Origin of the sequence: Vibrio crassostreae (assembly GCF_041439375.1) — a bacterium.
In the GTDB taxonomy this organism is placed as follows: Bacteria; Pseudomonadota; Gammaproteobacteria; order Enterobacterales; family Vibrionaceae; genus Vibrio; species Vibrio crassostreae_D.
This window is the reverse complement of record NZ_JBGONY010000005.1, coordinates 80,331-107,283: the sequence shown is the minus strand read 5'-3', so window position 1 is coordinate 107,283 and position 26,953 is coordinate 80,331. Positions and strand designations below refer to the sequence as shown.

The 26,953-nt window shown below is 43.4% G+C and carries 20 protein-coding genes; 9 read left to right on the top strand and 11 right to left on the bottom strand.

From position 1 onward, the window contains the following. Positions 1–33: 33 nt before the first annotated feature. The 4 genes from ACED45_RS04130 (at position 34) to ACED45_RS04115 (ending at position 5,401) form a co-directional block, all read left to right on the top strand. Positions 34–804 carry an ABC transporter substrate-binding protein gene (locus ACED45_RS04130; RefSeq protein ID WP_048659693.1) on the top strand — a complete coding sequence of 257 codons (771 nt, stop codon included), beginning with the start codon at positions 34–36 and terminating at the stop codon, positions 802–804. 78 nt (positions 805–882) lie between these two features. Then, on the top strand, positions 883–1,623 hold the full coding sequence (locus ACED45_RS04125) for an ABC transporter permease (RefSeq protein ID WP_146492202.1): 741 nt from the start codon (positions 883–885) through the stop codon (positions 1,621–1,623). A 2-nt stretch (positions 1,624–1,625) separates the two neighbouring features. Further along, entirely contained in the window at positions 1,626–2,303 is a 678-nt protein-coding gene (locus ACED45_RS04120; RefSeq protein ID WP_060982332.1) for an ABC transporter permease, read from the top strand. Between the two features lie 227 nt (positions 2,304–2,530). Further along, the gene (locus tag ACED45_RS04115; RefSeq protein ID WP_371713357.1) at positions 2,531–5,401 is read left to right on the top strand and encodes an ImpA family metalloprotease; all 2,871 of its coding nucleotides are present in this window, start codon (positions 2,531–2,533) and stop codon (positions 5,399–5,401) included. Positions 5,402–5,536: 135 nt separating this feature from the next. On the opposite strand, the gene xthA is transcribed toward ACED45_RS04115, so the two are convergent. The 3 genes from xthA to emrD form a co-directional block, all read right to left on the bottom strand. Then, positions 5,537–6,343, bottom strand: a complete 807-nt coding sequence (gene xthA, locus ACED45_RS04110; protein ID WP_048607429.1) for an exodeoxyribonuclease III — start codon at positions 6,341–6,343, stop codon at positions 5,537–5,539. Positions 6,344–6,504: 161 nt separating this feature from the next. Beyond that, positions 6,505–8,595, bottom strand: a complete 2,091-nt coding sequence (locus ACED45_RS04105; RefSeq protein ID WP_371713369.1) for a S9 family peptidase — start codon at positions 8,593–8,595, stop codon at positions 6,505–6,507. A 336-nt stretch (positions 8,596–8,931) separates the two neighbouring features. Then, positions 8,932–10,137, bottom strand: a complete 1,206-nt coding sequence (gene emrD / locus ACED45_RS04100) for a multidrug efflux MFS transporter EmrD (protein WP_371713356.1) — start codon at positions 10,135–10,137, stop codon at positions 8,932–8,934. 498 nt (positions 10,138–10,635) lie between these two features. On the opposite strand from emrD, the gene ACED45_RS04095 reads away from it, so the two are divergent. Continuing rightward, positions 10,636–12,753, top strand: coding sequence for a methyl-accepting chemotaxis protein (locus tag ACED45_RS04095; RefSeq protein WP_371713355.1), 2,118 nt, complete (start codon positions 10,636–10,638; stop codon positions 12,751–12,753). A 127-nt stretch (positions 12,754–12,880) separates the two neighbouring features. Here ACED45_RS04095 and ACED45_RS04090 read toward each other — a convergent pair whose 3' ends face one another. The 5 genes from ACED45_RS04090 to dinG form a co-directional block, all read right to left on the bottom strand. Next, positions 12,881–14,014, bottom strand: a complete 1,134-nt coding sequence (locus tag ACED45_RS04090; RefSeq protein ID WP_333918251.1) for a ribosomal protein uL16 3-hydroxylase — start codon at positions 14,012–14,014, stop codon at positions 12,881–12,883. 56 nt (positions 14,015–14,070) lie between these two features. After that, positions 14,071–14,241, bottom strand: a complete 171-nt coding sequence (gene rsmS / locus ACED45_RS04085; protein ID WP_017111064.1) for a pleiotropic regulatory protein RsmS — start codon at positions 14,239–14,241, stop codon at positions 14,071–14,073. Continuing rightward, complete coding sequence (locus ACED45_RS04080) at positions 14,231–14,779, bottom strand: primosomal replication protein (RefSeq protein WP_048659684.1); 549 nt, start codon at positions 14,777–14,779, stop codon at positions 14,231–14,233. Before ACED45_RS04080 ends, rsmS begins: the two co-directional genes overlap by 11 nt. Before the next feature lie 22 nt (positions 14,780–14,801). Then, positions 14,802–15,581 (bottom strand): sulfite exporter TauE/SafE family protein, encoded by a 780-nt coding sequence (locus tag ACED45_RS04075; protein WP_048659683.1) that lies wholly within the window; start codon positions 15,579–15,581, stop codon positions 14,802–14,804. A 127-nt stretch (positions 15,582–15,708) separates the two neighbouring features. Continuing rightward, entirely contained in the window at positions 15,709–17,784 is a 2,076-nt protein-coding gene (gene dinG, locus ACED45_RS04070) for an ATP-dependent DNA helicase DinG (protein WP_371713354.1), read from the bottom strand. 514 nt (positions 17,785–18,298) lie between these two features. On the opposite strand from dinG, the gene ACED45_RS04065 reads away from it, so the two are divergent. Beyond that, positions 18,299–19,300, top strand: a complete 1,002-nt coding sequence (locus tag ACED45_RS04065) for a porin (RefSeq protein WP_108020658.1) — start codon at positions 18,299–18,301, stop codon at positions 19,298–19,300. A 133-nt stretch (positions 19,301–19,433) separates the two neighbouring features. On the opposite strand, the gene ACED45_RS04060 is transcribed toward ACED45_RS04065, so the two are convergent. Beyond that, positions 19,434–20,162 (bottom strand): pseudouridine synthase, encoded by a 729-nt coding sequence (locus ACED45_RS04060; RefSeq protein WP_371713353.1) that lies wholly within the window; start codon positions 20,160–20,162, stop codon positions 19,434–19,436. A 320-nt stretch (positions 20,163–20,482) separates the two neighbouring features. On the opposite strand from ACED45_RS04060, the gene ACED45_RS04055 reads away from it, so the two are divergent. Next, complete coding sequence (locus tag ACED45_RS04055; RefSeq protein WP_371713352.1) at positions 20,483–22,708, top strand: NADP-dependent isocitrate dehydrogenase; 2,226 nt, start codon at positions 20,483–20,485, stop codon at positions 22,706–22,708. Positions 22,709–23,037: 329 nt separating this feature from the next. Here the strand turns inward: ACED45_RS04055 and cspD are convergent, their stop codons facing one another. Continuing rightward, positions 23,038–23,259, bottom strand: coding sequence for a cold shock domain-containing protein CspD (cspD, locus tag ACED45_RS04050; RefSeq protein ID WP_004736548.1), 222 nt, complete (start codon positions 23,257–23,259; stop codon positions 23,038–23,040). 585 nt (positions 23,260–23,844) lie between these two features. Between cspD and clpS the strand changes: the two genes are divergently transcribed. Continuing rightward, a complete protein-coding gene (gene clpS, locus ACED45_RS04045) occupies positions 23,845–24,165 on the top strand; it encodes an ATP-dependent Clp protease adapter ClpS (RefSeq protein WP_004737430.1) in 321 nt (106 codons plus the stop codon). 39 nt (positions 24,166–24,204) lie between these two features. Continuing rightward, positions 24,205–26,478, top strand: a complete 2,274-nt coding sequence (gene clpA, locus ACED45_RS04040; protein ID WP_371713351.1) for an ATP-dependent Clp protease ATP-binding subunit ClpA — start codon at positions 24,205–24,207, stop codon at positions 26,476–26,478. 200 nt (positions 26,479–26,678) lie between these two features. Here the strand turns inward: clpA and infA are convergent, their stop codons facing one another. Then, positions 26,679–26,897, bottom strand: coding sequence for a translation initiation factor IF-1 (gene infA, locus ACED45_RS04035; protein WP_001040192.1), 219 nt, complete (start codon positions 26,895–26,897; stop codon positions 26,679–26,681). Positions 26,898–26,953 lie beyond the last annotated feature (56 nt).

The window sequence follows — 26,953 nt, the reverse complement described above, 5'->3', positions numbered from 1 at the left end:
AAACATAAAAACCTAAATCACAGGAGTAGGGATATGAAAAAGTGGTTATTAGTCGCGGCACTTGCTGCAACTGCTGCAACGGGCGTAGCTCAAGCAAAAGAATGGAAAACAGTACGTTTCGGTATTGAAGGTGCTTACCCTCCATTTAGCTGGACAGAAGCTGACGGTTCACTGAAAGGCTTCGATGTCGATATGGCTAACGCACTTTGTACTGAAATGCAGGTGAAGTGTAAGATCGTTGCACAAGACTGGGATGGCATTATTCCTTCTCTACTTGCTCGTAAATATGATGCGATCATCGCGGCAATGTCTATCACGGAAGAGCGTAAGAAAAAGATCGACTTCACTGGTAAATACGCACTTATCCCGAACAAGTTCATCGCTAAAAAAGGTGCAGGCCTTAATTTTGATGATCTAAGTGGTCAAAAAATTGCCGTTCAACGAGCAACAACTCACGACAAGTACCTAACAGATAACTACGGCGACACAGTAGAGATCGTTCGTTACGGTTCATTTGATGAAGCTTACCTTGATCTAGCTAACGGTCGTGTTGCTGCTGTACTGGGTGATGCATCTGCTCTAGAAGAAGGCGTACTAAACAAAGCTGGTGGTGAAGCTTACGAGTTTGTTGGTCCATCACTAACAGATCCTAAGTGGTTCGGTGAAGGTTTTGGTATTGCTCTACGTAAGCAAGATAAAGATCTGACTAAGCAATTGGATGCTGCAATCCTTTCACTACGTGAAAAAGGCATCTACCAAGATATCGCTGCTAAGTACTTTAACTACGACGTATACGGCCAGTAATCTCTAGCGTCACTTCTTAAGGGAGAGGTTCTCCTCTCCCTGTCTACCAACTTTTTCGCAGTTCTGTTGGAATTCATTATGTTTGATTTACAAGGATATGAAGCTTCGATCCTGAAAGGGGCGGTGCTTACAATCGAAGTTGCCTTGCTGTCGCTAATTTTAGCTATGGTTCTTGGTATGCTAGGTGCCTTAGCAAAACTAGCGCCTTATCGCTGGGCTCGTGCTATTGCAACCCTCTATACAACTGTTATTCGAGGCATTCCTGATCTTGTCTTGATGATGCTGATTTTCTTTGGTGGACAAATCCTTTTAAACAACAGTTTGTATTCCATCAATGAGTGGCTCAATGAGTGGTTCTCATCCAGTGATCCTAATCACGAATGGACCTCTTACTTACCTGATTATATTGATGTCAGCCCATTTATTGCTGGTGTCTTAACCATTGGCTTTATCTTTGGCGCTTACATGGCTGAAACCTTCCGTGGTGCTATCATGGCAGTTGATAGCGGTGAAATGGAAGCGGCAAAGGCCTATGGCATGGGACCTGTTTTAGCGTTCCGTCGTATTTTATTACCGCAAATGATTCGTCATGCATTGCCAGGCTTTGGTAACAACTGGTTAGTTCTACTTAAGACTACCGCATTGGTTTCGATTATCGGCCTAGAAGACATGGTCCGTGTTAGCGCATTGGCGGCAGGTTCAACCAAAATGCCATTTACCTTCTATATGACGGTGGCACTTATCTTCTTATTCTTCACCAGTGTTTCGACAGGCTTACTTAAGCTGGTTGAACGTAAATTCAGTATCCATGCGAGGTAGTTATGGACTTTTCATTGATAATTGAAAGCCTGCCGATTTACCTTGGTGGTTTATGGACAACAGCTTGGATGGTTTGCGTCGCTTTGATTATTGGCTTATTCGTCGCCATACCATTAGCTATCGCTCGTAACAGTCCAAATATGATGATTAACGCTCCGGCTTGGTCGTTCATCTATTTCTTCCGTGGTACGCCGTTATTGGTGCAGTTGTACCTGATTTATTACGGTATGGATCAATTCTTCCCAGTGAAAGATACACTATGGGAAAACGCTTGGTTCTGTGCTCTGGTGGCATTCATTCTTAACACATCAGCATACACAGCAGAGATCATTCGCGGTGCGATTAACGGGTTACCGAAAGGTGAAGTTGAAGCAGCAAAAGCGTATGGCATGAGTACACCGAAGACTTACCGTCGTATCATTTTACCAAGTGCTTTACGTCGCGCACTACCAGCTTACAGTAATGAAGTCATCTTCATGCTTCACGGCTCTGCGGTAGCAGGTATCGTAACTATTATGGATCTAACTGGTGCAGCTCGTTTGGTTAACTCACGTTACTACGCTCCATTCGAGTCTTTCCTAACGGCAGGCCTGTTCTACATGGCGCTAACGTTTATCATCATCGCGATTTTTAAATTCGCGGAGAAACGTTTCCTTGCTTACCTTAGACCTCTTAGCTAATAGCATCCTCTATAAATCATAGTGAATAAAACGGCGCTTCTATAGCGCCGTTTTTAATGGCACCAAACAAGTATTGTGAGCTTTTGAATCCTTGAAGCTTTCAATTACTTACCTTCTATCGAAATAGTTACCTTGCTTCAAATTAAACTAACATATTCATGAGATTAATTGCTTTAGGTATGGTGGTAGATAGACTCGAAAAAATTTTGTTGTTGTATGGAATAATGATGAAAAAGAGTAACTTACTATTGAGCTTGGTTGTTTGTGTTATCGCGTTATCACTTTTAGGATGCGGTGGTGGTGGTGGTGGTGGTGGTGGTAGCGGTGAAAGTGCTCAAACTGGTTCTGGTGGTTCTGGTGGTTCTGGTGGTTCTGGTGGTTCTGGTGGTTCTGGTGGTTCCGGAGGAGAAGGAAACGAAGGCGACGGAAGTGGTGAGCCTGGTATCACTCCAGTTCCACAAACTGCTGTTCAAAAGGCGTTGTCCACAGGTGACGCTTCTTATGTGACTGATTCCAAAGAGTTCATTGATGCAAGCCAAGCGTTAGTCGCTCAATACAACTCGGCCTACAATCATATTAAGCAAGCTTTATCCCTAAACGCTGAAGGGGAACCTCTACGTAGTCTTCATTGGGATCCAACACATGATACGGCAATTATCTTACCTACCTATGGTTTTAACGATATCATCTTGAAAACCAATAAAGCGATGCAAGATGGCTATGCCGACCAAGAGCTTGTCATTGGTATTGCGGGTTATACATCAGACGACAGCCGCTATGCCGCATTAGCAAGCAACCCGTTTCGAACTAAGCAGCGCTTTCCAAGTTCTGTCAACGAAGAGATGGATACTTGGTTGAAGAACTTGGTTCGGTGGGCTTCTAGTACTGACTCGCCACAAAATGTTGTGTTAGCTCAGCTTGATCAATCTCATTACTTTCCTGATGACCAAGCGACACGAAACTGGTTAACCGACAATGTTAACGCTTCTATGGTTATCAACGCTGACAATACTTGTGATGGCAGTAAATTAAGCCAATGTCTTGAAGCCAATAACCCTGACTTGCTAGTTTTGTCTCAAAAGTTAAATGATGGCGATGACATTGAAGATGTGATTTCAGGTTTACGCTTGGCGTTCAGTAAAAATATTCCAGTGTTATACCTACATCTTGATGGCGGTATGACGGACTTAGGTAACGCACTATTTGCAGAAATGCACATGACGTACGTTGGCGATAACTATTGGCGCAAGCTAGGTTTGTCGAACTGGGATTCTACACAACTGATTGATCAAATACCGGGTAATATTGTCCAGCAACAAGCGCTTTTACAGCGATTGAAAGACAACAGTTTCACCGTTGACCTGAATTTGTGTGAGGACAAATCTTGCCCTGACGATTCCAATATGGATGAAGAGTTCTATACTGCGGCGAACAGTATTCGTTCACACCTAACGACTCTTGATAGTAAAAAAATAGACCTGTTTGCAACCGATGATTACGAATATGAAAAGTTGTTACTGTTACTTGCGGATCGTTATCGCCAAGATGTTCAGTACCCGATGGGTAAAGGTGTAACGGAGAGAATCGAGTTTCTTCGTTCTTACTATAGTGATTACGCCGCATACAACAGCCGTTTGTATAATGCGGCACAACCAAACTTAGGTAATTTTAGCACCAAGACTTTTGAGGATGCCTCTCTAGTAAGCCAAAATATAACCCTAGAGTCTAAGAGAAGTTTCCGTGCGGCAGGCGTGTATGCTTTGCCTGGTAAGACGATCAAAGTGACTCGTTTGGACAGCAATGAAGTAGCTACATCGATAGCATTTAATACGCTACGTAGTGGAGCTACTCACGAGTTTTCGGGCGATGATGGCTATGCTAGACCAAAGTTTTTAACCTCGGTAGCCTATCCTGTGAACCCGGGAGAGACGATTTATCTCACGTCTGCTTATGGTGGGACGTTACAGGTTCATTTTGATACTAATGATATTGATGTGGAGCTGCGTTTTGAGAATGTCGCGCAGCATCCTGTCTGGCGCAGTGAAGCAGACAACGAAAGCTTTGTTGCACAGCTTGAAGAAGGAAAGTTTGATTGGGCTGAGCTCATTACTCCGGGGTTTGAGGTTCATTCTAAGTTGGACAAAATGAAGGAATCTATCAGTGCTGCTGACTGGGCTCAGCCTCATGATATGGCTCTCGCCACAGAGCGTTATGTACATAACTTTCCTCATGCACTTGCAGGCTTTAAAGGGCCGGGTATTGATGAAATTGCTGAAATACATCAATACGGAGAGGCAAAAGGTTGGGAAATTGCGACCATTGATATTGTAAAGCATATGAACGCAGACCAAGCTAACTGTGGCTATGGTTGTTCAGGAAACCCGTATGATGCCTACTGGTCGTTTCATCCATTAGGGCATGGTGATCTTCACGAGTTAGGGCATGGCTTAGAGCGTGGTCGATTTAGGTTTAGCGGTTGGGATGGGCACTCTACAACGAACTACTATTCGTATTTTAGTAAATCAAAATATTATAAAGACACAGGAAAAGTATCGTCTTGCCAAGGCTTAGATTTTAAAGGGCAGTATCAGCTTTTACAGCAGAGTCGGACTCAACCTGATCCAAGTGCTTCTATGGCGGCTCAAAATCAAACTGGTTGGAGTTGGGGAGCTCGTATCTACATTCAAATGATGATGCTTGCAGAGCACCAGGGTGTATTGAATTCGGGTTGGCATTTATTAGGGCGCTTGCACTTGATTGAGAGAGAGTTTAATCGCTTGAAAGGCGGTGATGAACTTTGGAACGATCGAAAAGGCTCGATTGGTTTTTCAGATTATACGAGACAAGAAGCGGTAGATATTACAAACAATGATTGGTTGCTTATCGCATTGAGTTACGTTGCAGAACGGAATATGACGCAATACTTAGATATGTGGGGATTTAGTTTCAGTGATAAAGCGAAGCAACAAGTCACAGCTCTTAGTCTAAGTAACATGCCTTTGACATATTTTGCATCGTCTAATCAAGGATATTGTTTAGATGAGTTTGCTAAGACGCCGTTAGACGTTGACGGCACGACCATTTGGCCGCTTAACTAGGTATATGACAGGTAGAGTCACGAATAAAAAGAGAGGAGATATTATCTCCTCTCTTTCGTTATTAGCTTCTGATCAGCGTTGTGAGTACTATTTGCTTGCTACTTGATCTGGCTAAGTTTTGTTACCTAAAAATGACTATTTAAACGTCGACCAAATCGGAGCGTGGTCTGATGGTTTTTCGATACCACGTAGTTCGTAGTCGATGCCTGCTTCAGTACACTTATCAGCAAGCTTTTGAGTTGCTAGTACCACGTCAATACGAAGGCCACGGTTGTCCACGAAACCTTTTGAGCGGTAATCAAACCAAGAGTATTGATCGTTTACTTCAGGGTGCAGTAAACGGAAGCTATCCACAAACCCCCAATCCATCAATGTTTTCAACCATTCGCGCTCTTCTGGTTGGAAAGAACACTTACCGGTTTTCAGCCAACGTTTCGCATTAGGTTCACCAATGCCGATGTCAGCATCAATAGGGCTGATATTGATATCGCCCATTACGATCACTTGTTCATCTTTATTGTGGTAATCGTTTAGGTAAGTCATCAAGTCTTTGTAGAACTCACGCTTGTAAGGGTATTTGGTTTCATGTTTGATGTTATCCCCTTGAGGGAAGTAACCATTTAGTACTGTAACCTTTTCACCGTTTTCATCTTCAAACGTTGCCATGATCATACGCTTTTGATGGTCTTCATTGTCGGTTGGAAAACCTTTCTGAACAGAGATTGGCTCTTGCTTACACAGCATAGCCACACCGTAGTGTGCTTTTTGGCCGTGAAAGTAAACCTTATAGCCCATCGCCTCAACATCAGCAATAGGGAAGGCTTCATCGTGTACTTTTATCTCTTGCAGGCCAATTACGTCCGGTTGGTGTTTGTCGATAATAGCTTGCAGTTGGTGAAGGCGGGCTCTTAGGCCGTTGATGTTGAAGCTAATTACTTTCATTTATTTTTATACCTCTCGTAAACCTTTGCCTATAGTGCAGCAAAGATTATTTGATTTGGTGAGTTTGATAGTTAATCGTATTTAACCATGCTTAATAATGTATGTCGCCATTTGTAGAGACAAAATGGCGACATAAAACGACGTGACGACTTACGTTGAATCTATTGAGTCTTGAGTAAATCTAAAAAGAAGGCGTATTCGAGTGCGTCTTCTTTTAGTCGTTTAAATCTCCCAGATGCACCACCGTGACCAGCTTCCATGTCGGTTTTGAACACCAGTACATTGTTATCTGTTTTCATTTCACGCAGTTTCGCCACCCACTTCATTGGTTCAAAGTATTGTACTTGTGAATCATGTAGGCCTGTTGTCACCAACATGTTCGGGTAGTTTTGTACCTTGATGTTGTCGTACGGTGAGTAACTCAGCATGTAATCGTAGTAGGCTTTATTGTTAGGGTTGCCCCATTCGTCGTATTCGTTAGTCGTAAGAGGGATCGACTCGTCAAGCATGGTTGTTACTACGTCCACAAAAGGAACATGTGCTCCAATACCTTTATACAAATTAGGCGCTTGGTTGATGATCGCTCCCATTAGTAGACCACCAGCTGAACCGCCCACTGCGAATACTTTATCTTTAGCGCCGTAGCCTTCTTCAATTAGGCCCTTAGTTACATCGATAAAGTCATTGAACGTGTTTTGCTTGGTCAGCTTTTTGCCGTCTTCATACCAAGGGCGCCCTAGCATTTCTGAACCGCGGATGTGAGCGATCGCAAAAACGAAGCCTCTATCAAGCAGGCTGAGACGAGTCGAGCTGAAGGTCGGTTCAATGGTTGAACCGTAAGATCCGTAGCCGTATTGGTAAATTGGGTTAGTGCCGTCTTTTTTGAATAAGTCTTTGCGATAGACCAAAGAGACAGGTACTTGCTTACCATCGCGAGCCGTTACCATGATTCGCTCTGATTGATAGTTATCCGCTTTGAAATCACCTAATACGGGTGTTTGCTTCTTGATTTCAGACTCACCTGTACTTAGGTCGAAATCATAGTAAGTTCCAGGCGTAGTCAAGCTGCTGTAATAGATTCGAACTTTTGAGTTATCTAACTCATAGTTACTCGTTAAGTAAGCGGCGAAAGCGGTGTCGTTAAATTTAAGTGGGAACTCTTTACCTGTTGAGAGTTGGCGAACCGTGACTTTAGACAAGCCATCCGCACGTTGCTCGTAAACAAGATGGTCATCAAACAACTCGAAATCAACAAGCTGAGTGTTATCGTCTGCTGCAATGACATCGACCCATTTTGAGCGGTCATGCATCTCTTCGGCTGCGACTTTCATTAAACGAAAGTTGACCGCTTGGTAGTTGGTGTAGATGTAATACCAATCACCCAATTTAGCAATGCTGTACTCAATTCCAGTCTCTTTTGGGTAGAAAGCTTCGGCTTTAGCCTTTGGGTTGTTGGCATCGATGACTGACACACCACTGGTTTCTGTGCTCGAGTGCCAAATATAGACCTGTTCACCATCTTTGCTTTTACTCAATGAGGTGTAGTAAGCGCTGTCGGTTTCTTCGTAGATTAACTCATCGCTTGTTTGAGGTGTGCCTAAAACGTGGCGGTAAACTTGGTAACCTAGCAGTGTTTGTGGATCTTTCTTGATGTAGTAAAAGGCTTGGTTGTCGTTTTGCCACGCGATAGCACTCGAAGCACCTTCAATTTCGTCGTTTAGGTATTCACCTGTCATGAGGTCTTTAATCTTGATGGTGTAAATGCGGCGACTCAGGGTATCTTCGCCATAGGCCAACAAGTTTTCGTCTGGGCTGATCGTTAAGCCGTCAATACTGAAGAACTCATGTTCTTTTGCTAGTTCATTAACGTCTAAGATGACTTGCTTGTCTGTACCTAAAAAGTCTTTTTCTCGCAAGTGTACTGGGTATTCGTTGTCACCTGTGACTTTATTCGAGTAGTAGTAGCTGCCTTTACGCACCGGTACCGAATTGTCGTCCTTCGCGATTCGGCCTTTTATCTCTTCAAATAACTGTTTTTGTGTTGATTCTGTATGCTTCAGCACGGTCTCTGCGTACTGGTTCTCTTGTTCAAGATGTTGCAAGATCTCTGGATCTTGGCGTTCATCATCACGCATCCAGTAGTAATTATCGATTCGAGTATCACCATGAATCGTCATTGCATGAGGGACTTTCTTAGCAACAGGAGCTTGTGTCTGCTGAGCGACGAGTTGCGATGGAGAGTAGTGTTTCATGGTTGTTATTCCTTGATTGCTGCATCCGGCGACAAGCGCGGCCGATACGGCTAATGTGGTTAAAGCGAAACGCATCTGTAGATCCTTAATGTGCACCTTACTCGTTTTAATGCCAGCATCCTTTAGTTAGTGGTTAGTTTTCTTCCAGTGATGTTATTTATAATTGGATTCTGGATATGCACTTTCAACGTAAGTGTCTGTTATTGTTTTCAAAAAATCAAAGTAATGTTAAATGAAATTTAGGCAGGCGTGAGGTGAGGGAAAACGGGCAACAAAAAAGGGACACACTTATCAGTATGTCCCTTTTCTTCGTTTGGGCTGGATTCGAGCTTTACTTTAGATAGCCAATGGCATTTCGTTTGAGTGGTCAGGCTTGCGATTGACCCAACGTAAACCAAGCATCACGATAAATGACATAGCAATCATCAGGCAACCGAGCGGCAGTTGATCTTGAGCTGGGAAGAACGATGCCAATAGTGTTGCGATACCAGCACCTAGGTTCTGCATACCCCCTAAGATCGCGCCTCCTGTACCTGCGTGGTATGGGAATGGCGAAAGTGCTCCCGTTGTTGCTGCTGGGAATAAGATACCAGCGCCCAAGAAGTAAATGGTTGCACCGCCAATCAAAGTTAATGCTGTTGTTTGACCAAACAGACCCGGTATCAGCACCACGGCTGAACCGACTAAGATCGACACTAGGCCAACATTCAGTGCGCGACGCTCAGAGCGACGTTGTGCGATGTAACTCGATAGACCAGCACCCATTAAGTAACCCGGAATAGGCAAAACAAACAACAAGCTGACTGTGGTTGCAGGTAAACCTAGTACGCCACCAAGTAATACACCAGCCGCGGCTTCAAATACTGCGACCCCCGCGAATGTTGCTACTAGAACTAGTAGGAAACCTTGGAAGCGTTTGTCAGACAGAACGAATTTGTAGCTGTTTACAACAGACTCATTTTTGCGTCGTTCTTTTGGCAGAGTTTCCATCATGCTCGTCATCATGGTGATCACAACCGCGATACCAAACAGTGCGAGGAACAAGTAGCTAGAACGCCAACCGAAAGCTTCTGTTAAGTAACCGCCTAAAACAGGAGCCATCAATGGTGAGAAAATCACACACATGCTGATTAAGCTATTTGCACGATGCAGTTCTACGCCTTCAAAACAGTCACGAGTCAATGTTCGAGACATCGCACCGCCACAACCAATGCCTAAGCCTTGGATAAAGCTACCCGCTAGGAACCATTGATACTCATGAGCGAATAAGGCTACCAAACTACCTATGATGTAGATGATCAAACCTACCACGATGATAGGTTTACGACCTAGGCGATCAGAAAGCGGGCCGTAGACAAATTGCGACAGACCATAAGGGATCAAGTAGCACGCCATCACAGCTTGAAGTGAAGACGCAGAAACCAAGAACTCACCCGCCATATGACCGATAGAAGGCACGTACATCGTTTGAGTCATTTGACCTACGGCTGTCAGAATAGCGATTAAAAAGGTAAGTTTCGCTAATGGAAACGAGGCAGACATTTGCGTATCTCTCCAAAAATTAAAGACGTAAAAAGCCTTAGCACTCCATTAAAGAGAGCCAAAAGAATAAAGTATTCAGGGAATCTAGGCGCGAGATATTAGAGCTTGATTGCCGACTTAGCAATCAAAAAATGTGAAGTTGATCAAGATAAAAATCTATAACTTGGATTAGAAAAAGTAATCCGAAATTGCGGCGTTTTAAAGATGTAGGGAGAGTCAGCTTCCTTGAAATATCGATGCTAGGTTATACCCAAAATGTTAGAGCAATAGGCCTATTGGCAATGATTGTATGAGTAGATTATTTTGAAATCGCAGAAGCAATAGGTAAAAGGCATGGCTTGTTAACATTTATGTAAACTTTCGTTTTATATGTAAGCGATTTGTGCTGTAATTATTCGCTAAGCTATTCGTCTAACTCATTTACATTGTGTACAGCAATTTGTTGTCGGTGTGATAGTTATGGTTATGGAAGTCTTTTGGCTTAAATAAGGATATTAAATGCGCTCTCTATCGGTACAGTGGAAAATAACTCTCTTAGCAGGTTGTTGCCTAATCATTACTTCACTGTCTCTTATTGGTTTCTCGATCTACAACGCAACGAGTAATCAACAAGTCATCAAATCTCAAAGCTCAGAATCAGTTATCAATAAAACTCAGCAGTTATTGGCGTCTGTTTCTCAGCTCAATGCTCAAGAAACTCAACGTTACGTCGACGAAGCTATTTATCGTGCTGAGATGCTAGCGGCGAATGCTCAGTTTCTAAAGAACAATGCCGATGAAAACTTTACCCCAAGTGAAGAGCTTCGTACTGCGTTGGACGAAATGGTGCGTCGTTCAGTTTTAAACTTTGATTCGATCCAAGGGGCTTACTTAGTCTTTAAACCAGACTTGCTCGATAGTGAAGACGCGAACTATGTGGATGCCGATTATGTCGGCTCTAACGAAAAAGGCCGTTTTGCACCTTATTGGAAGGTGGCAGACAACGGTGAGAATGTACTTTCGAACGTACTTTCAGAATCAACATTGGGTGACAACAGTAATAGCGAACGCTTTTACTGTCCTTTATCTTCTGGGCAAACCTGTATCAGCACACCTAGAGTCGTTAATAGTGGTGGTACAGCACTTCTGACATCTTCGATTTCAGTTCCTATTTTAGTTGATGATGTTGCAATTGGTTTTCTTGGGATTGACTTAAGACTCGATGGCTTAACGAGTGTGGTCACTCAATCTGATCAGAGCTTATTTGATGGTGCTGGTAAAGTTTATGTGGTTAGCCTAGATGGTTCAGTCATCGCTTCTGATGATTCAAGTATTGCAGTCGGTTCTACCTTCCAAAGTGATAACACCAATAGCGATCGAATGACCGATTTTATCTTCGGCGGCGAAGTAACAACGCAATGGAGTGAGAATGGCGAGTGGTTACTTGCGTTTGCACCTGTTGTTGCAGCTAATCAAACTTGGGGTGTGTTGTTTGAGATACCGAGAGAAAGTGTCGTCGCTGATGCAAACAAATTGGATTCCATCATTAGCACCAAGCTAAGTGAAGGTATCAGAACAGAAGTGATTGCCGGTATGGTCTTTATCGTTTTTGGTCTAGCCATTATCGCGTTTGCTTCATTGTCTATTGTGAAACCGATTCGTCAGGTAGTGGAGCGACTGAACGATATCGCTTCTGGTGAAGGCGATTTGACTCAGCGCTTAGAAGTGAAATCTCAGGATGAAATCGGCCAGCTAGCGAAAGGCTTTAATCTGTTTCTAGATAAGCTACAACACACGATCAAAGAAGTCATTCATACCACTGAGCAAGTGGCGAGTACGACAAGCCAGGCTAAAGCATCGGCATCAAGCACTCGAGAAAGCAGTGAGTCTCAATTTAAAGAAGTCGATCTGGTAGCAACAGCGGCAGAAGAGATGACTCAAACTGCGGGCTTAGTGGTACAAAATGCAGAAGTGGCCGTTGATGCAGCGTGCGAAGCGAATCGTTCAGCTCAGCAAGGGCAACAAGTTATTGAGCTTTCAGCCGGTGAAATGAGAAAGCTGGTGGAGCGTATGTCGAGCGCTGTACCTATTGTTGAAGAATTGGCTAAAAATAACGGTAACATCACTGAAATCTTAAGTGTTATTGAAGGGATCTCCGAGCAAACTAATCTACTGGCACTGAACGCGGCGATTGAAGCGGCGAGGGCAGGTGAACAAGGTCGAGGTTTTGCGGTTGTTGCTGATGAAGTAAGAAACCTAGCAAGCCGCACACAATCATCCGTTGGGGAGATCAGAGCGGTGATCGATAAGGTCCATGCGGGTACGCAAGACGTGGTGGAAGCGATCCAAGAAGGTAATATTCTTGCCAATGATACAGCGCTACATGTTCAAAAAGCGGTTGAAGATCTGGGTTCGATCTTTACTTCTATTGAGGCGATCAGTGACATGAACAGTCAGATTGTTCGAGCAGCCGAAGAGCAACAATCGGTTTCTGGTGAAGTGAACCAAAGCGTGGTTAACATTCGCGACTTGAGTGCGAAGATCTTGGAGCAAGCCGCAGCTTCTGAGCAAGTCGGTAATGAGATTGACGAACTGTCTCAACAACAACAGAAGTTGGTTAATCAGTTCAAGGTATAGTTTTTCAAGGTATAAGCATTAAGCCTTAACTAATTCTTGAATAGAAAAAGGGACAAATGAAGATTTCATTTGTCCCTTTTTTATTTGTTGCTTTAGAAGCTGGTCAATAACCAGCGGTTGACGCTGCTTACTCTTCGATAAACCAGTAGCCTTTGTTCACCAGTTCAGTCACGACCGTTACGCCCGAAGGAGATAGAGCAGCAGCTGAAGTAATCACGGTTTCATCGCAAAGTATGTTGAGTAATGAAGAATCCGCTTCTTCAACCTTCACCACTTCACCATTGATGTAAGCCGTGTTGTTTTCATTTTCGTGGTAGAGCGCCTTTAAGCCAGATACACGGTGGATCTCGCCTTCAGACTCCAAGTGTTGAGCAATCTCTTCTTGAGTCCATAATGGCTCAGGAGCGACGAGATCAAGCTGGTGGCGTGATTGGCTTAGCAGACAACCCATGAATTCACTGATGGTTTCAGGTTGCTCTAGTGCTGATTTCAACATGTCAGTGAGATTGCTTAAATCCGATGAACGAATTTTGCCGTAGCCTTCTTGCGTTTTGAATTCTGGATCGTGCAGGTGTACGTCACCCATATCATGAGCAAGCACAAAATCGGCAAAGTTGCTGATTAGCTCTTGCTCTTTAGGGGAACGGTAGCCAATAGAGTAGCTCATCGACGGCTCTAATGTGTTCCCTTCATGTGGGAAACCTGGTGGGATATAAAGGATATCGCCCGGCTCTAAGGTTTCATCAATGATTGGCTCAAAGCCTTCTATTTGGCGTAGAGCAGACGCTTGAACGGTCTCTTTGTACTGACCAACATCTTTCGCGCCCACTTTCCATTGACGTTTACCTTGGCCTTGAATTATGAATACATCGTATTGATCAATATGAGGGCCAACACCGCCTTCCGGTGCTGAGTAGCAAATCATGAGATCGTCGAACAACCAGTTTGGTAATTGTTGGAACGCTTCAGTCAGCTGATTTGCACCTTGATGCCAATGGTTGGCTGCTTGAACGATCAATTGCCAATGTGTTTCAGTGAGTTCACCAAACTTCTCTTCAGTGAATGGACCGTGTTCGGCTGTCCATTTGTTGTCGAGGTTAGAAACAAAGCGAGAATCCACTTCTTCTTCCATCGATAAACCAGCAAGTTCTTCCGGCGAAATTGGGTCGACGAAGTTCTGGAAGCCACCTTTTAAGATGGTTGGTTTCTTATGCCAGTAATTTTCAAGAAACTCGGGCATAGAAAAGCTAAGTTGGTACATGTGAATCCTGTATATTTTTTGCTAGATGCTAGATGCTAGATGCTAGATGCTAGATGCTAGATGCTAGATGCTAGTTTGGCTTGTAAATCTTGCTGGACAATCTTAATTGCTTCTAACGCAACCTTTGGGTCGATCTCGTTGCTTTCGAGTAAGTAGATCAAGTCGACAGCTAACTTAACTTCTTCAGGTGCGTTATCCAGTGGTGATGATGTGTTATCAGTGCTCATTTCGCTTAGGGTTCTCTAAGTTAATCAATCTCTCAATGTTCTTCATTGAGTCCTCACAGCGTTCCAATCGTTCTTTTGCGAGTTGCCAAGCCTCTTCCGCTTTTTTCTTATGGTGGCGTGGCGCTGAATCAAACGCTAACTTTCGTGTTTGAACTAAATCGACGAGCCGCTTTTGCCAATCTTGGTGTTGTGCGAGTTCGTTGTATAAGTCGTTTAAGCTTTTTCCTGATTTACTTTTCCTGTCTAGGCGCAAATCGTGATTGGCTAACTCTCGTTGAATCGCTGCAATCTGGTTGGTCAGCCTTTCAGTCAGGTAATTCGCTCGTGATGAAGTGAGTTGATTGGTGCTCTGTTCACGAATAATGGTGTTATAAGTTGCCTGAGTTTCAAGGGCATAAGGAAGAAGAGTCGATGCTCCACACTTAAACAAGGCTCTATCAAACAGTGCTTGATGATAAGCGCCACGAGACTTATCGACCTGAGAGCAATGGCCAATCAAGGTATCAATAACGCTTTTGAGCTTTGAAAACTGATTCATTTTGCTTCTCGTTTGTTGGTGGCTATAAGTTTACAAACCACGCTTCGTAAGCCAGTTTAATTGCAAGTACGCTTACAACTGTAACAAAAACCGGTCGTATAAACGTCGCACCAAAACGAATTGCAGAGTGTGCCCCTACAAACGCTCCGGCCATTAAGCAAACACCCATGGTTAAACCAAGAACCCAATCAATATGACCAAGAATTGCAAAGGTCACTAAAGAAGTGAAGTTACTGGTAAAGTTCATTGCTTTGGATAGGCCTGAAGCAAGCAAGATATTTAGGCGGTAAAGAGCCATAGAACTTACTGTCCAAAACGCGCCAGTTCCCGGGCCTGCGACGCCATCGTAAAAGCCCAGAATGAATCCTTGGTACTTTTGCTTTTTCTTGAGCACAGGACAAGGTTTCGGTGACACGTTGTGATTGGCATTCGGCGTCTTGTGAAAAATGGTATAGACCGCTGCAGCAAGAATAACTAATGGTAGTACTTTCTCTAACCACTCAGTGCTGATTGCATCAACTGTTAAAGTACCAATTGTTGCACCTATCAAGGTGGCGATGAATGCATTGATCCAACATTCTGGCTTAAATAGCTTTTTGCGATAGTAAGTAAAAGCCGCTGTCGATGAGGCAAATGTTGCAGCGAGCTTGTTCGTCCCTAGCGCGATATGTGGCGGCAGGCCAAGCGACAGTAAAGCTGGAACGGTTAACATCCCACCACCACCGGCGACGGCATCAATAAAGCCCGCTGCAAATGCAACCAGAGCGAGGATAACCAACATGGTTGGCTCAATCATTTCCATAAATAGCTAGTGTTCTCGTTATCGGCTGTTAGGGCAGCCACACGAATAATCGATGGATTAATCATGTTGGGTTGTGAATGCAGGGCCTAGCGATAACTGGCCCATAACTACCTTTCGGGTAGGAAAATTAGTATTTTATTGTTCTTTTAAAAGGCGGTAGTGAGTCGAGTAGGGATTTCCCGTATCGCTTCGTGACTATGCGTCTATCAAGGATCGTGACTTTACCAGAATCTCGTTCCTTACGCAGTAGTCTACCGACAGATTGAATAAGCTTTTTACTCGCTTCTGGAACAGTAATCTGCATAAAAGGATTACCGCCACGTGATTCAATATATTCTGAATGTGCTTGTTCTACAGGTGACGTAGGAACGCCAAAAGGAATCTTGGTAATAACCAGGTTTTCAAGAAGCTCTCCAGGTAGATCAAGACCCTCTGAAAAGCTGCCAGTTCCAAAAAGAACGCTTGTTTTACCTTGGTCTATGAGCTTTTTATGTTTTTTTAGGATTTCGGTGCGTGAAGTATCACCTTGAACCTGTAAAGCCCATGACTTTTTAACGAAATCTGTTGCCAAAGCTTCTGCAACTTTATTCATTTGCCAGTAAGAAGAGAATAGAACGAGATTGGCTTTGTTGTCTTCTATTACCTTAGGCAAAATTTCAATAAGATATTCGGTAAACTGAGGCGCTTGCGGTTCGTATTTCATGGCTGGCACGATCAGCTCTGCTTGATTCTGATAATCAAACGGTGATGCCAAAGCCAGAAATTGCACGCCGTCGTCTTCTTTTTGACTGATTCCTGCTTGGTGACAGAAAAAGCTGAAGGAGTTGAGTGCTCTCATGGTTGCAGAAACAAGCACCGCACCGACACAGCGGCTCCAGATTTGTTGGTCAAGTTGCCAGCCAACCTCAAGCGGAGAAACATTGACAACAAAATCGCCTTCGCTCTCTTTATTGAGTTCAAGCCAGCGCGCCAAAGGGGCTCCTTTCTCGCGCTTAGGTTCGGCCATTAAGCGCCAAACCTGAGCAAGGTTTTCTGTTCTTTGTATATAGAAGCCAATCTCCGCAAGCGCAGGCTCTGCTAGCTTTGCTGAAAGTTCTCCATCTTTAACACGTTCAGCAATAAGGTCTGCAATCTTCGCAACCGCTTGGCTCGCCTTTTGTGTGAGTTGCTTGAGATCTTTAGATTCATTCTCTAGCCACTCAGGTAAGTCACCATGTTCAAAACGGTACAATCCATCTTCAAAATGGGTGGCGTCAAACTGCTTGCTTAGCTGAGTCAGAGTAGGAATTAGCTGTTGTACAGAATCCTGCAATTCATTTCTAAATCGACCCACTCGCTTTTCATCCGCCAAGCCCGAAAGCTTGGTGATGGATTGATTCAAGCGCTCTAACCAAGATGCGGCACCTTTTAAGCTTGCCGCTGCAGAAGAGTGATCTCTGGCTACGTGTGGTAAGTGGTGAGCCTCATCGAATATATAGATGCTGTTTTCTGGCTCAGGCAGTATTACGCCGCCACCTAAGTCAGCATCAGCCATCACTAAACTGTGATTGGCGATAATCACGTCTGCTTTATCCAGCTCCGAGCGTGCTTTTTGGAAAGGGCAGTCTCGATGAGTCGGCATACTGTTGTTACAGCTGTGCTTATCACTGACGATCATCTGCCAAATCATATTGTCGATAGGTTTTGGCCACGAATCGCGGTCACCATCCCATTTACCTTGAGTCAAGCTACGGTACATAGTTTGAAGTTGGTCGATATCTTTCTTTTTTGGCTTAGATTCGAACATGGCCATTTGACCACCATCAACTCCACAAGCAGCAGCTAGCTTTTCGGAACAACAATAACGCTGTCTGCCCTTAGCTAATATAAAAGAAAACTCTCTATCAGTCAGTCTTCTATATAGAGGGAGATCTTTGTTAACGAGCTGTTCTTGTAGCGCAACTGTCGCTGTTGAAATAACTATTTTTCGGTTATTGAGCACTGCTACTGGAATAGTAGCCATTAAATAAGCCAGCGATTTTCCAATCCCTGTTCCTGCCTCTGCAACAATCATGCGATTACTTTTGTGGTATTGACCACAAAGTGTCTTCGCTATTTCTGCAACAAGGTAATTTTGAGCACGTCGAGGTACAAAGTTGTCCAACTGATCTTGGAGGTTTTGATAACTGGTGCGAATAGATTTTTGAATTTTAGTAGTTAGCATACTGTGACCTACGTAACGGAGCGAGGATAGTAGCACATATCACTAGTCGGTACATTTACCGCAAAATAGCTTGCTTTTGAATCAAAGGTAGATCTTGTTCACAAAAAAAAACTGAACCATCAGGAACTTAACGTTTTTATTTATGTTGTGAAATATAAATTTTAAAAAACACTGACCTATAGGTGTTAAATTCTACTGATTGGCTGTTATTTGAGTTGTTGTTGGAGTTAAATTCTATTTGTTACATTTTTTGGATTATTATATTTGCTGATAAAACTAAGGATAAGCTGCTCGTAAAATGATAAAAAAAAATGTAAGTGTTTGATTTTGATTGGTTTGTGTTTTTTTTAGGTTTGTTTTTAGTTTATTTGACACGCAGGATAATCTTTTGCAATCTAGACCTCGAAATTTAGTGACGGTGATTAACCAACAAAGAGTGGTAATGACCAGTCGCAATAAATAAAAGGGAACCGGGCAAGGATCTCCCATTCTTAGAAAAGGCAGTGGATTTATTATGAAAAAGACTCTATTAGCGCTAGCTATCGCAGCGGTATCAACTTCTGCGTTTGCAGTTGAAACAAGCTCTCAAAACTCTAAGCCAGTTTTTGAATTCGACGACATGCATAAAGACCAATTCTCTGTGTCTGGTGCATGGGGTGTTGGTGGTTACTACGATACAGGTACTAAAGCATTCTACGATGATTGGGCTACTGGTCTAACTCTTGCTATTAGCTACAAAAACAACCGTTGGGTTGGTTACTTCGAAACTGACCTAGAGCTAAACTACAGCTCTGATGAGCAAAAAGTTGATATCCAATCAGGCCCTTCTACTGACGTAGATAAAGCATGGTTAGGTTTTACTACTGATGCTGGTGTTATCTCTCTTGGTTGGGAAAATGATACAGCACTAGATAAAGTTGATGGCGCTGGCGACATGACTTATGAATTCGGTGCTTCTGCTGGTGATGCTTCTGATGGCTTCAATGTAGCTAAATTCCAAGGTGCTACTTCTGGTATCGCTTACGGTATCTCTGTTTTCGATACTGATGATAACCGCGATAAAGGCGAAATGGGCTACAATGGTTACATCGGTGTAGAGCAAGAAATGTTTAACATCTACGCTGGCTACGAAGCTCGTGAAGACTCTGATTACACAGTAACTTCTGTTTCTGGTAACGTAACTCTAGACAAACTAAAACTAGGTCTTAACGCTTGGATTGATGATGGTAAAGTTGGTGTTGAAAACAACACAACTGACCTAAAACTAACAGGCTTCTACGCTTCTGCTGGTTACGCACTAACAGAGCAACTTACTCTAGCTGCTGGTTACGCAACTAACACTACTGAGTCTAACGTTGCTTCAGATATCGACCAGTCTTACATGAACGTTGCTGCTATGTACACTCTTAGCGACAAAATTGACATGGGTATCGATATCAAACAAGAGCTAGACTCTGGTTTCGATAACGTTGATGAAGAAACTCACGTATTCGCAGCTGCTTACTACTACTTCTAATAGTCTAACTCTTAGTTAAGTAAAGCTGTAAAAGCCAGTCTTAGGACTGGCTTTTTTGTGCCTGAAATTTATCAACGCATATAAAAATGGCCGCTTATATAGCGACCATTTCTCTACTTATCGAATTATTACTTTAGATCTCTTTCCACTCACCAGGCTGGAGCTGACCCACGTTCATATTACCCATTGAATAGCGAATAAGTCGCAGGGTAGGGAAGCCGATATTTGCTGTCATTCGTCTTACCTGACGGTTACGCCCTTCAATGATAGTAATCGCTAACCATGTTGTCGGTATTGCCGCTCTGAAACGCACTGGCGGGGTTCTTTCCCACACAACAGGTTCAGACATCACCTCAACCTGAGCAGGCAGTGTCATACCGTCTTTTAGCTCGACACCTTTTCTCAATTTATCTAAATCTTCCTCAGAAGGTGCGCCTTCAACCTGTACCCAGTAAGTCTTTGGGGATTTTGAGTTGGGTTGAGTGAGCTTCGCTTGAAATATCCCATCATTGGTCAAGACCATTAACCCTTCGCTGTCGCGGTCAAGGCGACCTGCAGCATAAACGTCTTTCACTGGAATAAAGTCAGCTAGCGTTTTTCTCCCTTCACCATCAGTGAACTGGCTGAGAGTATCAAAAGGCTTATTGAACAGAATCACTTTGCGATCTTCGATTGCCACCTTAGGTTTTGTGTTGGTTGATTTACCTTTATATCGGTGCTTACTGGAGTGTTGCTTTATGTGCGAACTGCCAGTGTTATTTTTATCGCTGCTTCGGCTCTGTCTATTACCGCTTTGTTTTAATGTTGCACCAGAACGAGCCGGTTTGTCTGAACGAGATGCGCTGCGTGAGCGAGTAGACATGTTAACTACCTTGCAAAAATGTAAACGAAGTGTGCTGAAAAGTTTTCACTGAAACGGAATTGAGCTATCATTTGCGCGCCTAAATGACACAAAATAGAACAAGTTGATGGACTCTTAAGCCTGATTTGTTTAATTATACCTTCGTGTTTTATTATAACAACGCACTCACGGATTTGGTTCATGCTGTCATCAAGATTGCATGAAAAATAAGATAGAGTACGACTATCGAGTAAGCAGTTTTCACTCTTTGAGTGGCTTACTGGTCAATTTATAACACTCTCACTACTTAAGTGAGCTTGTAAGAACTATAGGGAAATTTCATGCCTACTGAAAAACCAACGATCATCTATACCATTACAGACGAAGCTCCGGCGCTAGCAACTTACTCTCTGCTGCCAATCATTCAATCTTTTACAGCTTCTTCTGGTATTAACGTTGATACTCGCGACATTTCACTTGCAGGGCGCATTATTGCCAACTTCCCTGACTACTTGAACGAAGAGCAACGTATTGGTGATGCATTAGCAGAACTAGGTGAATTGGCTAAGACACCTGAAGCGAATATTATCAAGCTTCCAAACATCTCTGCATCTGTACCTCAGCTGCAAGCAACAATCAAAGAACTACAGTCAAAAGGCTACGCACTTCCAAACTACCCAGAAGAAGCAAACACTGACGAAGAGAAAGCAGTAAAAGCGACTTACGATAAGATCAAGGGTAGTGCAGTAAACCCAGTATTGCGCGAAGGTAACTCAGACCGTCGTGCACCACTTTCAGTTAAAAACTACGCGAAGAAGAACCCACACTCAATGGGTGCATGGTCTGCAGATTCTAAGTCGCACGTTTCAAGTATGGACGACAAAGACTTCTTCGGTAGTGAAAAATCGACAACAATCAACGGTGCGACAGAAGTAAGCATCGAGTTTGTAGGTAAAGATGGCGCTAAGAAAACATTGAAGCCAGCATTTGCACTGCAAGATAAAGAGATCATCGATGCTTCAGTAATGAACAAAGCCGCACTAGTAGCATTCTTTGAAAAAGAAATCGCATCGGCTAAAGAGCAAGGCGTACTGCTTTCTCTTCACATGAAAGCAACCATGATGAAAGTATCTGACCCAGTGATCTTTGGTCACGCGGTTAAGGTTTACTACAAAGACGTATTCGCTAAGCACGGTCAGTTATTTGAAGAGTTAGGTGTTGATGTTAACAACGGCATCGGTGATGTCTACGCGAAGATTGCAGCGCTTCCTCAAGAACAAAAAGAAGCAATCGAAGCTGATCTACAAGCGGTATACGAGACGCAGCCACCATTAGCGATGGTTGATTCGGACCGTGGCATTACTAACCTACACGTACCAAGCGACATCATTGTTGACGCATCTATGCCTGCAATGTTGCGTTCTTCTGGCCAAATGTGGGATCCAGAAGGTAAGCAAAAAGATACCAAAGCAATGATCCCAGATCGTAGCTACGCGAGCATTTACCAAGCGGTTATTGATTTCTGTAAAGAGAACGGCGCGTTCGATCCAACAACGATGGGTAGCGTACCAAACGTTGGCTTGATGGCTCAAAAAGCCGAAGAGTACGGTTCTCACGATAAGACTTTCATCCTTGAAGCTGCTGGTCAGGTTCAAGTTGTTGACGCTGCAGGCGCTGTGCTTCTAGAGCAAGACGTAGAGGAAGGCGATATCTTCCGTATGTGTCAGGTTAAAGATGCACCAATCCAAGACTGGGTTAAGCTTGCGGTAACGCGTGCTCGTGCATCGGGTGTTCCAGCGGTATTTTGGTTAGATGCGTCTCGTGCACATGATGCTCAGCTTATTAAGAAAGTTGAAGCGTACCTTCCTGAATACGATACCGATGGTCTTGAAATTAAGATCCTTGCTCCACTTGAAGCGACTCAATACTCACTGGTTCGTATCAAAGAAGGCCTAGATACAATTTCGGTTACTGGTAACGTATTACGTGATTACCTAACAGACTTGTTCCCGATTCTAGAGCTTGGTACATCAGCTAAGATGCTATCGATTGTTCCACTAATGAACGGTGGTGGTCTGTTTGAAACAGGTGCTGGCGGCTCTGCTCCTAAGCACGTGCAACAAGTAGAGAAAGAAAACCACCTGCGTTGGGATTCCCTAGGTGAATTCTTGGCATTGGCTGCATCTCTAGAGCACCTGAGCGTAGTAACAGGTAACGCTAAAGCACAAGTTCTTGCTGATGCGCTTGATAAAGCAACGGGTGAGTTCCTTGATAACAACAAGTCTCCTTCACGCCGAGTAGGTGAGCTTGATAACCGTGGTAGCCATTACTACCTAGCAGCTTACTGGGCTAAGGCGCTTGCTGAGCAAACGGCTGATGCTGATCTTGCTGCTGAGTTCGCAGGTGTGGCAAGTCAACTAGCTGAAAGTGAAGAAGCTATTGTTGCAGAGCTGAACAACGCTCAAGGTGTGGCTGGCGACTTAGGTGGTTACTACCTACTTGACGATGCATTGGTTTCAACACTAATGCGCCCAAGCTCAACGCTAAACGCGTTTATTGATGCATAGTGATTGGGCTCATCGTTAGTCAATCATGAACGTGATTTGCTAACGAGTTGCTTAGTCTGACAGATAAGTTATAGATAAAGTCAAAACCAAAGACGCTTTAACGACAACGTTAAAGCGTCTTTTTTGTTCATCTATAATACTCCCAAGATCTAACTTAATAAGAGTACATCCTCAAACGAATTGTCTAGTGAGCAACTTTAGAGATCCCAAAACGAAAAAACCGCTCACGTAATCCTGTATTACAAGTATTAAATGAGCGGTTTCAATATTCTGTTTACCAGTCAGCCTTTAATGAAGATTGACGGAGGTTAACATGAGTTGGCATTCGCCTATTTTGCGGCGCTGCCTTCTACAGGAACAACGGAGCTAGCATGCGAGCCTTTAGGTCCACTTTCTACTTCATAGTCGACCTGCTGACCCGCCTTCAAGGTTCGATAACCTTCCATTTGTATTGTGGAGTAGTGCGCGAAAATATCGCCGTCTTCACCTTCTGGACAAATAAAGCCAAACCCTTTGGCATTGTTAAACCATTTTACTGTACCTGTAGCCATGCTATACATCCCTCATGCATTTTGTTACTAACGTTGTTATATCAATTGTTGTAAGTGCGATTGATATCATTCCTACCAGCTAAAGAATTTCAGCTAATAGCTTGAATCTCGTACATTGCTTACGGAAATTAACGCTACCCTGCGTAATTATTCCTTATTGTTAATTTTTGAAGCGTGTTACTGATCTTAAATCATGTTGCAAAAATGTATTAAAAAACCTTTTAGCTCCAATGTAGCTAATGATTGAGCACAGTCAATAGTAAATTGGTATAAAAGTGATCAATTTTAATAACAAATCACATTCGAGATTAACTGCAAACTATTAACTAAGTAGTAACTTAGCAGTGATCTTATCGTTAGTATCAATAGTTATGGCGTCTTTTTAATCAATCACATATGTTAATCCTGTTAATCGAGATCTTTTATTTGCAGCGATGGAAATGGTGGATTAGGCTCAGTATAGAGGAATATTTTTTGGTACTGTTTCTCGGTGCAGTTTCTTAGTACACCGTAAAGCGTGAATGTGGTAAATTTGAGTTAGGTAAACACTCACGACTTCCGAAAAATAACCCTTAGCAAAGCGATATGAGCAGAAACTTTGAATGGGCATCTCCAGGCTCAGATTTACTGGAGAAAGAAGCAACAAAAGTAAAGCCACCGGCGATGTATAACGTTGTGTTAAATAACGATGATTACACGCCCATGGACTTTGTAATCGAGATCCTAGAGCGATTCTTCTCACTAGATATCGAAAAAGCAACGGAAGTGATGCTCAAGGTTCATTATGAAGGTAAAGCTATATGCGGCACATACAGTGCTGAAATAGCGGAAACAAAGGTAGCGCAGGTCACGATGTACTCAAAGGAAAATGAGCATCCGCTACTATGTACAATGGAGCAAGTATAAATTGCTCGAACAACACTGTTGTTCCCTTAGGAGGTACTTATGCTAAATAAAGAATTAGAGACGAGTTTAAATGGCGCATTTGCTCGTGCGCGAGACAAGCGACATGAATTCATGACTGTCGAACACCTCCTACTAGCATTATTAGAAAATGATGCGGCCAAGGAAGCGCTCAAAGCTTGTCAGGCTGATCTCGATGCTCTTCGCAATGAGCTCGATATTTTTATCGATCAAACGACCCCACTTATCCCTGAAAGCGACGAAACTCGCGAAACTCAGCCTACGTTGAGCTTTCAACGGGTACTTCAACGCGCTGTTTTTCATGTTCAATCTTCAGGTCGCAGCGAAGTAACAGGTGCTAATGTACTTGTGGCTATTTTTAGTGAGCAAGAATCTCACGCGGCATATCTTCTTAAGAAAAATGACATTAGCCGCTTAGATATTGTTAACTTCATCTCACACGGTATTACCAAAGCCAGCAATGAAGGAGACAGTCCTTCATCATCTGATTCATTTGGTGGTGCAGAAAATGCTGAAGAAGCGAATTCCGAAGACCGTTTAGAAAACTTTGCTACTAACCTTAACGAAGTAGCGAAGCAGGGCAATATTGACCCACTAATCGGTCGTGACAAAGAGCTAGAACGTACTATTCAAGTTCTGTGTCGTCGTCGTAAGAACAACCCTCTGTTAGTGGGTGAAGCGGGTGTAGGTAAAACTGCCATCGCGGAAGGCTTAGCATGGCGTATCGTTGAAGGGCAAGTGCCTGAAATCATTCAGAGCAGCGTGATTTATTCTCTGGATATTGGTTCGCTGCTAGCAGGAACGAAGTATCGTGGTGATTTTGAGAAACGTTTTAAAGCGATTCTTAAGCAACTAGAGAAAGAAGAAGATGCGATTCTGTTCATCGATGAGATCCACACCATTATTGGTGCTGGCGCTGCCTCTGGTGGTCAGGTTGATGCGGCAAACTTAATTAAACCACTACTAAGCAGTGGTAAATTACGTTGTATCGGTTCAACAACGTACCAAGAGTACAGCAGTATTTTTGAGAAGGAGCGTGCGCTAGCTCGTCGCTTCCAGAAAATCGATATTATTGAACCATCGCTAGATGACACTACCAAGATTCTGATTGGCTTGAAGCCAAAATACGAAGCTCACCACGAAGTGCGCTATACCAACAAAGCGTTGCGTGCAGCGGTGGAACTGTCAGCTAAATACATTAATGAACGTCACCTTCCTGATAAGGCCATTGACGTAATCGATGAAGCGGGCGCTCGTAGCCGTTTGGCACCAGCAAGCCGTCGTAAGAAGACGGTTAGCGTGGCGGACATTGAGTCAATGGTTGCGAAAATGGCTCGTATTCCAGAGAAGTCAGTATCGTCTTCAGACAAAGATACGCTACAGAAACTGGATGACCGCATGAAAATGTTGGTATTCGGACAAGATCCTGCAATCGATGTGTTGAGTGAAGCGATTAAGCTGACCCGTGCCGGATTGGGCGCAGACAATAAACCAGTTGGTTCATTCTTGTTTGCTGGTCCTACTGGTGTAGGTAAAACCGAGGTGACAGTTCAACTGTCTAAATTGATGGGCATTGAGCTTCTACGCTTTGATATGTCTGAGTACGGTGAGCGCCACTCTGTGAGCCGCTTGATTGGTGCTCCTCCTGGTTATGTTGGTTACGATCAAGGTGGTCTGCTAACTGACGCCGTAATCAAGAACCCGCACTCTGTTGTGTTACTTGATGAGATCGAAAAAGCTCACCCAGATATCTTTAACTTGTTGCTACAGGTTATGGATAACGGCACGCTAACTGATAACAATGGTCGTAAAGCGGATTTCCGTAACGTGATCTTAGTGATGACGACTAACGCTGGTGTAGCTGAAACGGAGAAGAAATCGATTGGCCTGATCCAACAAGATCATGCGCCAGATGCGATGGGTGAAATCAAGAAGGTATTTACTCCTGAGTTCCGTAACCGTCTCGATAATATCATTTGGTTCAACAGCCTTGATCCAACTGTGATTAGCCAAGTTGTTGATAAGTTTATTGTCGAGCTTCAGGTTCAACTGGATGCTCGTGGCGTATCTTTAGAGGTTTCTGAAGATGCTCGCCATTGGTTAGCAGATAAAGGTTACGATAAGACCATGGGTGCTCGTCCGATGGGACGTGTTATTCAAGACAAGCTTAAGAAGCCACTGGCAAATGAGTTATTGTTTGGTAGTTTAGTCGACGGAGGTACTGTGAAGGTATCCCTGAAGAAAGACGACCTAGACTTTGTTTATGTCGGTGCTAAAGAAAAGGTTATGCACTAACGAAGTGATTGATAACTCAAAAGTTTAAATATAAAACGCATGACTTCGGTTGTGCGTTTTTTTATGCTTGCGAGAGATGCGAGAGATGCGAGAGATGCGAGAGATGCGAGAGATGCGAGAGATGTTGGAGTGGTAAAAAATTTAGGCGATAAAAAACGGAGCATTAAGCTCCGCTTCTTATCGTAGTCGATAATTAAAAATTAACGAGCACGGAAGACGATGCGGCCTTTAGAAAGGTCGTATGGAGTCATCTCAACAGTTACTTTATCACCAGTAAGAATACGGATGTAGTTCTTACGCATTTTACCAGAGATGTGTGCTGTCACTACGTGACCGTTTTCAAGCTCAACACGGAACATTGTGTTTGGTAGAGTATCAAGGACAGTGCCTTGCATCTCGATTACGTCTTCTTTAGCCATCTAATCCTCTTTCGAAATTTGGCGGTTTTCAACGGCTTGATTGTGCCGTTAAAATC

Excerpts from the sequence above, each read along its gene's own strand:
- ACED45_RS04130 (WP_048659693.1), top strand. The coding sequence starts at position 34 with ATGAAAAAGTGGTTATTAGTCGCGGCACTTGCTGCAACTGCTGCAACG.
- ACED45_RS04125 (WP_146492202.1), top strand. The coding sequence starts at position 883 with ATGTTTGATTTACAAGGATATGAAGCTTCGATCCTGAAAGGGGCGGTG.
- ACED45_RS04120 (WP_060982332.1), top strand. The coding sequence starts at position 1,626 with ATGGACTTTTCATTGATAATTGAAAGCCTGCCGATTTACCTTGGTGGT.
- ACED45_RS04115 (WP_371713357.1), top strand. The coding sequence starts at position 2,531 with ATGAAAAAGAGTAACTTACTATTGAGCTTGGTTGTTTGTGTTATCGCG.
- xthA (WP_048607429.1), bottom strand. The coding sequence starts at position 6,343 with ATGAAAGTAATTAGCTTCAACATCAACGGCCTAAGAGCCCGCCTTCAC.
- ACED45_RS04105 (WP_371713369.1), bottom strand. The coding sequence starts at position 8,595 with ATGAAACACTACTCTCCATCGCAACTCGTCGCTCAGCAGACACAAGCT.
- emrD (WP_371713356.1), bottom strand. The coding sequence starts at position 10,137 with ATGTCTGCCTCGTTTCCATTAGCGAAACTTACCTTTTTAATCGCTATT.
- ACED45_RS04095 (WP_371713355.1), top strand. The coding sequence starts at position 10,636 with ATGCGCTCTCTATCGGTACAGTGGAAAATAACTCTCTTAGCAGGTTGT.
- ACED45_RS04090 (WP_333918251.1), bottom strand. The coding sequence starts at position 14,014 with ATGTACCAACTTAGCTTTTCTATGCCCGAGTTTCTTGAAAATTACTGG.
- rsmS (WP_017111064.1), bottom strand. The coding sequence starts at position 14,241 with ATGAGCACTGATAACACATCATCACCACTGGATAACGCACCTGAAGAA.
- ACED45_RS04080 (WP_048659684.1), bottom strand. The coding sequence starts at position 14,779 with ATGAATCAGTTTTCAAAGCTCAAAAGCGTTATTGATACCTTGATTGGC.
- ACED45_RS04075 (WP_048659683.1), bottom strand. The coding sequence starts at position 15,581 with ATGGAAATGATTGAGCCAACCATGTTGGTTATCCTCGCTCTGGTTGCA.
- dinG (WP_371713354.1), bottom strand. The coding sequence starts at position 17,784 with ATGCTAACTACTAAAATTCAAAAATCTATTCGCACCAGTTATCAAAAC.
- ACED45_RS04065 (WP_108020658.1), top strand. The coding sequence starts at position 18,299 with ATGAAAAAGACTCTATTAGCGCTAGCTATCGCAGCGGTATCAACTTCT.
- ACED45_RS04060 (WP_371713353.1), bottom strand. The coding sequence starts at position 20,162 with ATGTCTACTCGCTCACGCAGCGCATCTCGTTCAGACAAACCGGCTCGT.
- ACED45_RS04055 (WP_371713352.1), top strand. The coding sequence starts at position 20,483 with ATGCCTACTGAAAAACCAACGATCATCTATACCATTACAGACGAAGCT.
- cspD (WP_004736548.1), bottom strand. The coding sequence starts at position 23,259 with ATGGCTACAGGTACAGTAAAATGGTTTAACAATGCCAAAGGGTTTGGC.
- clpS (WP_004737430.1), top strand. The coding sequence starts at position 23,845 with ATGAGCAGAAACTTTGAATGGGCATCTCCAGGCTCAGATTTACTGGAG.
- clpA (WP_371713351.1), top strand. The coding sequence starts at position 24,205 with ATGCTAAATAAAGAATTAGAGACGAGTTTAAATGGCGCATTTGCTCGT.
- infA (WP_001040192.1), bottom strand. The coding sequence starts at position 26,897 with ATGGCTAAAGAAGACGTAATCGAGATGCAAGGCACTGTCCTTGATACT.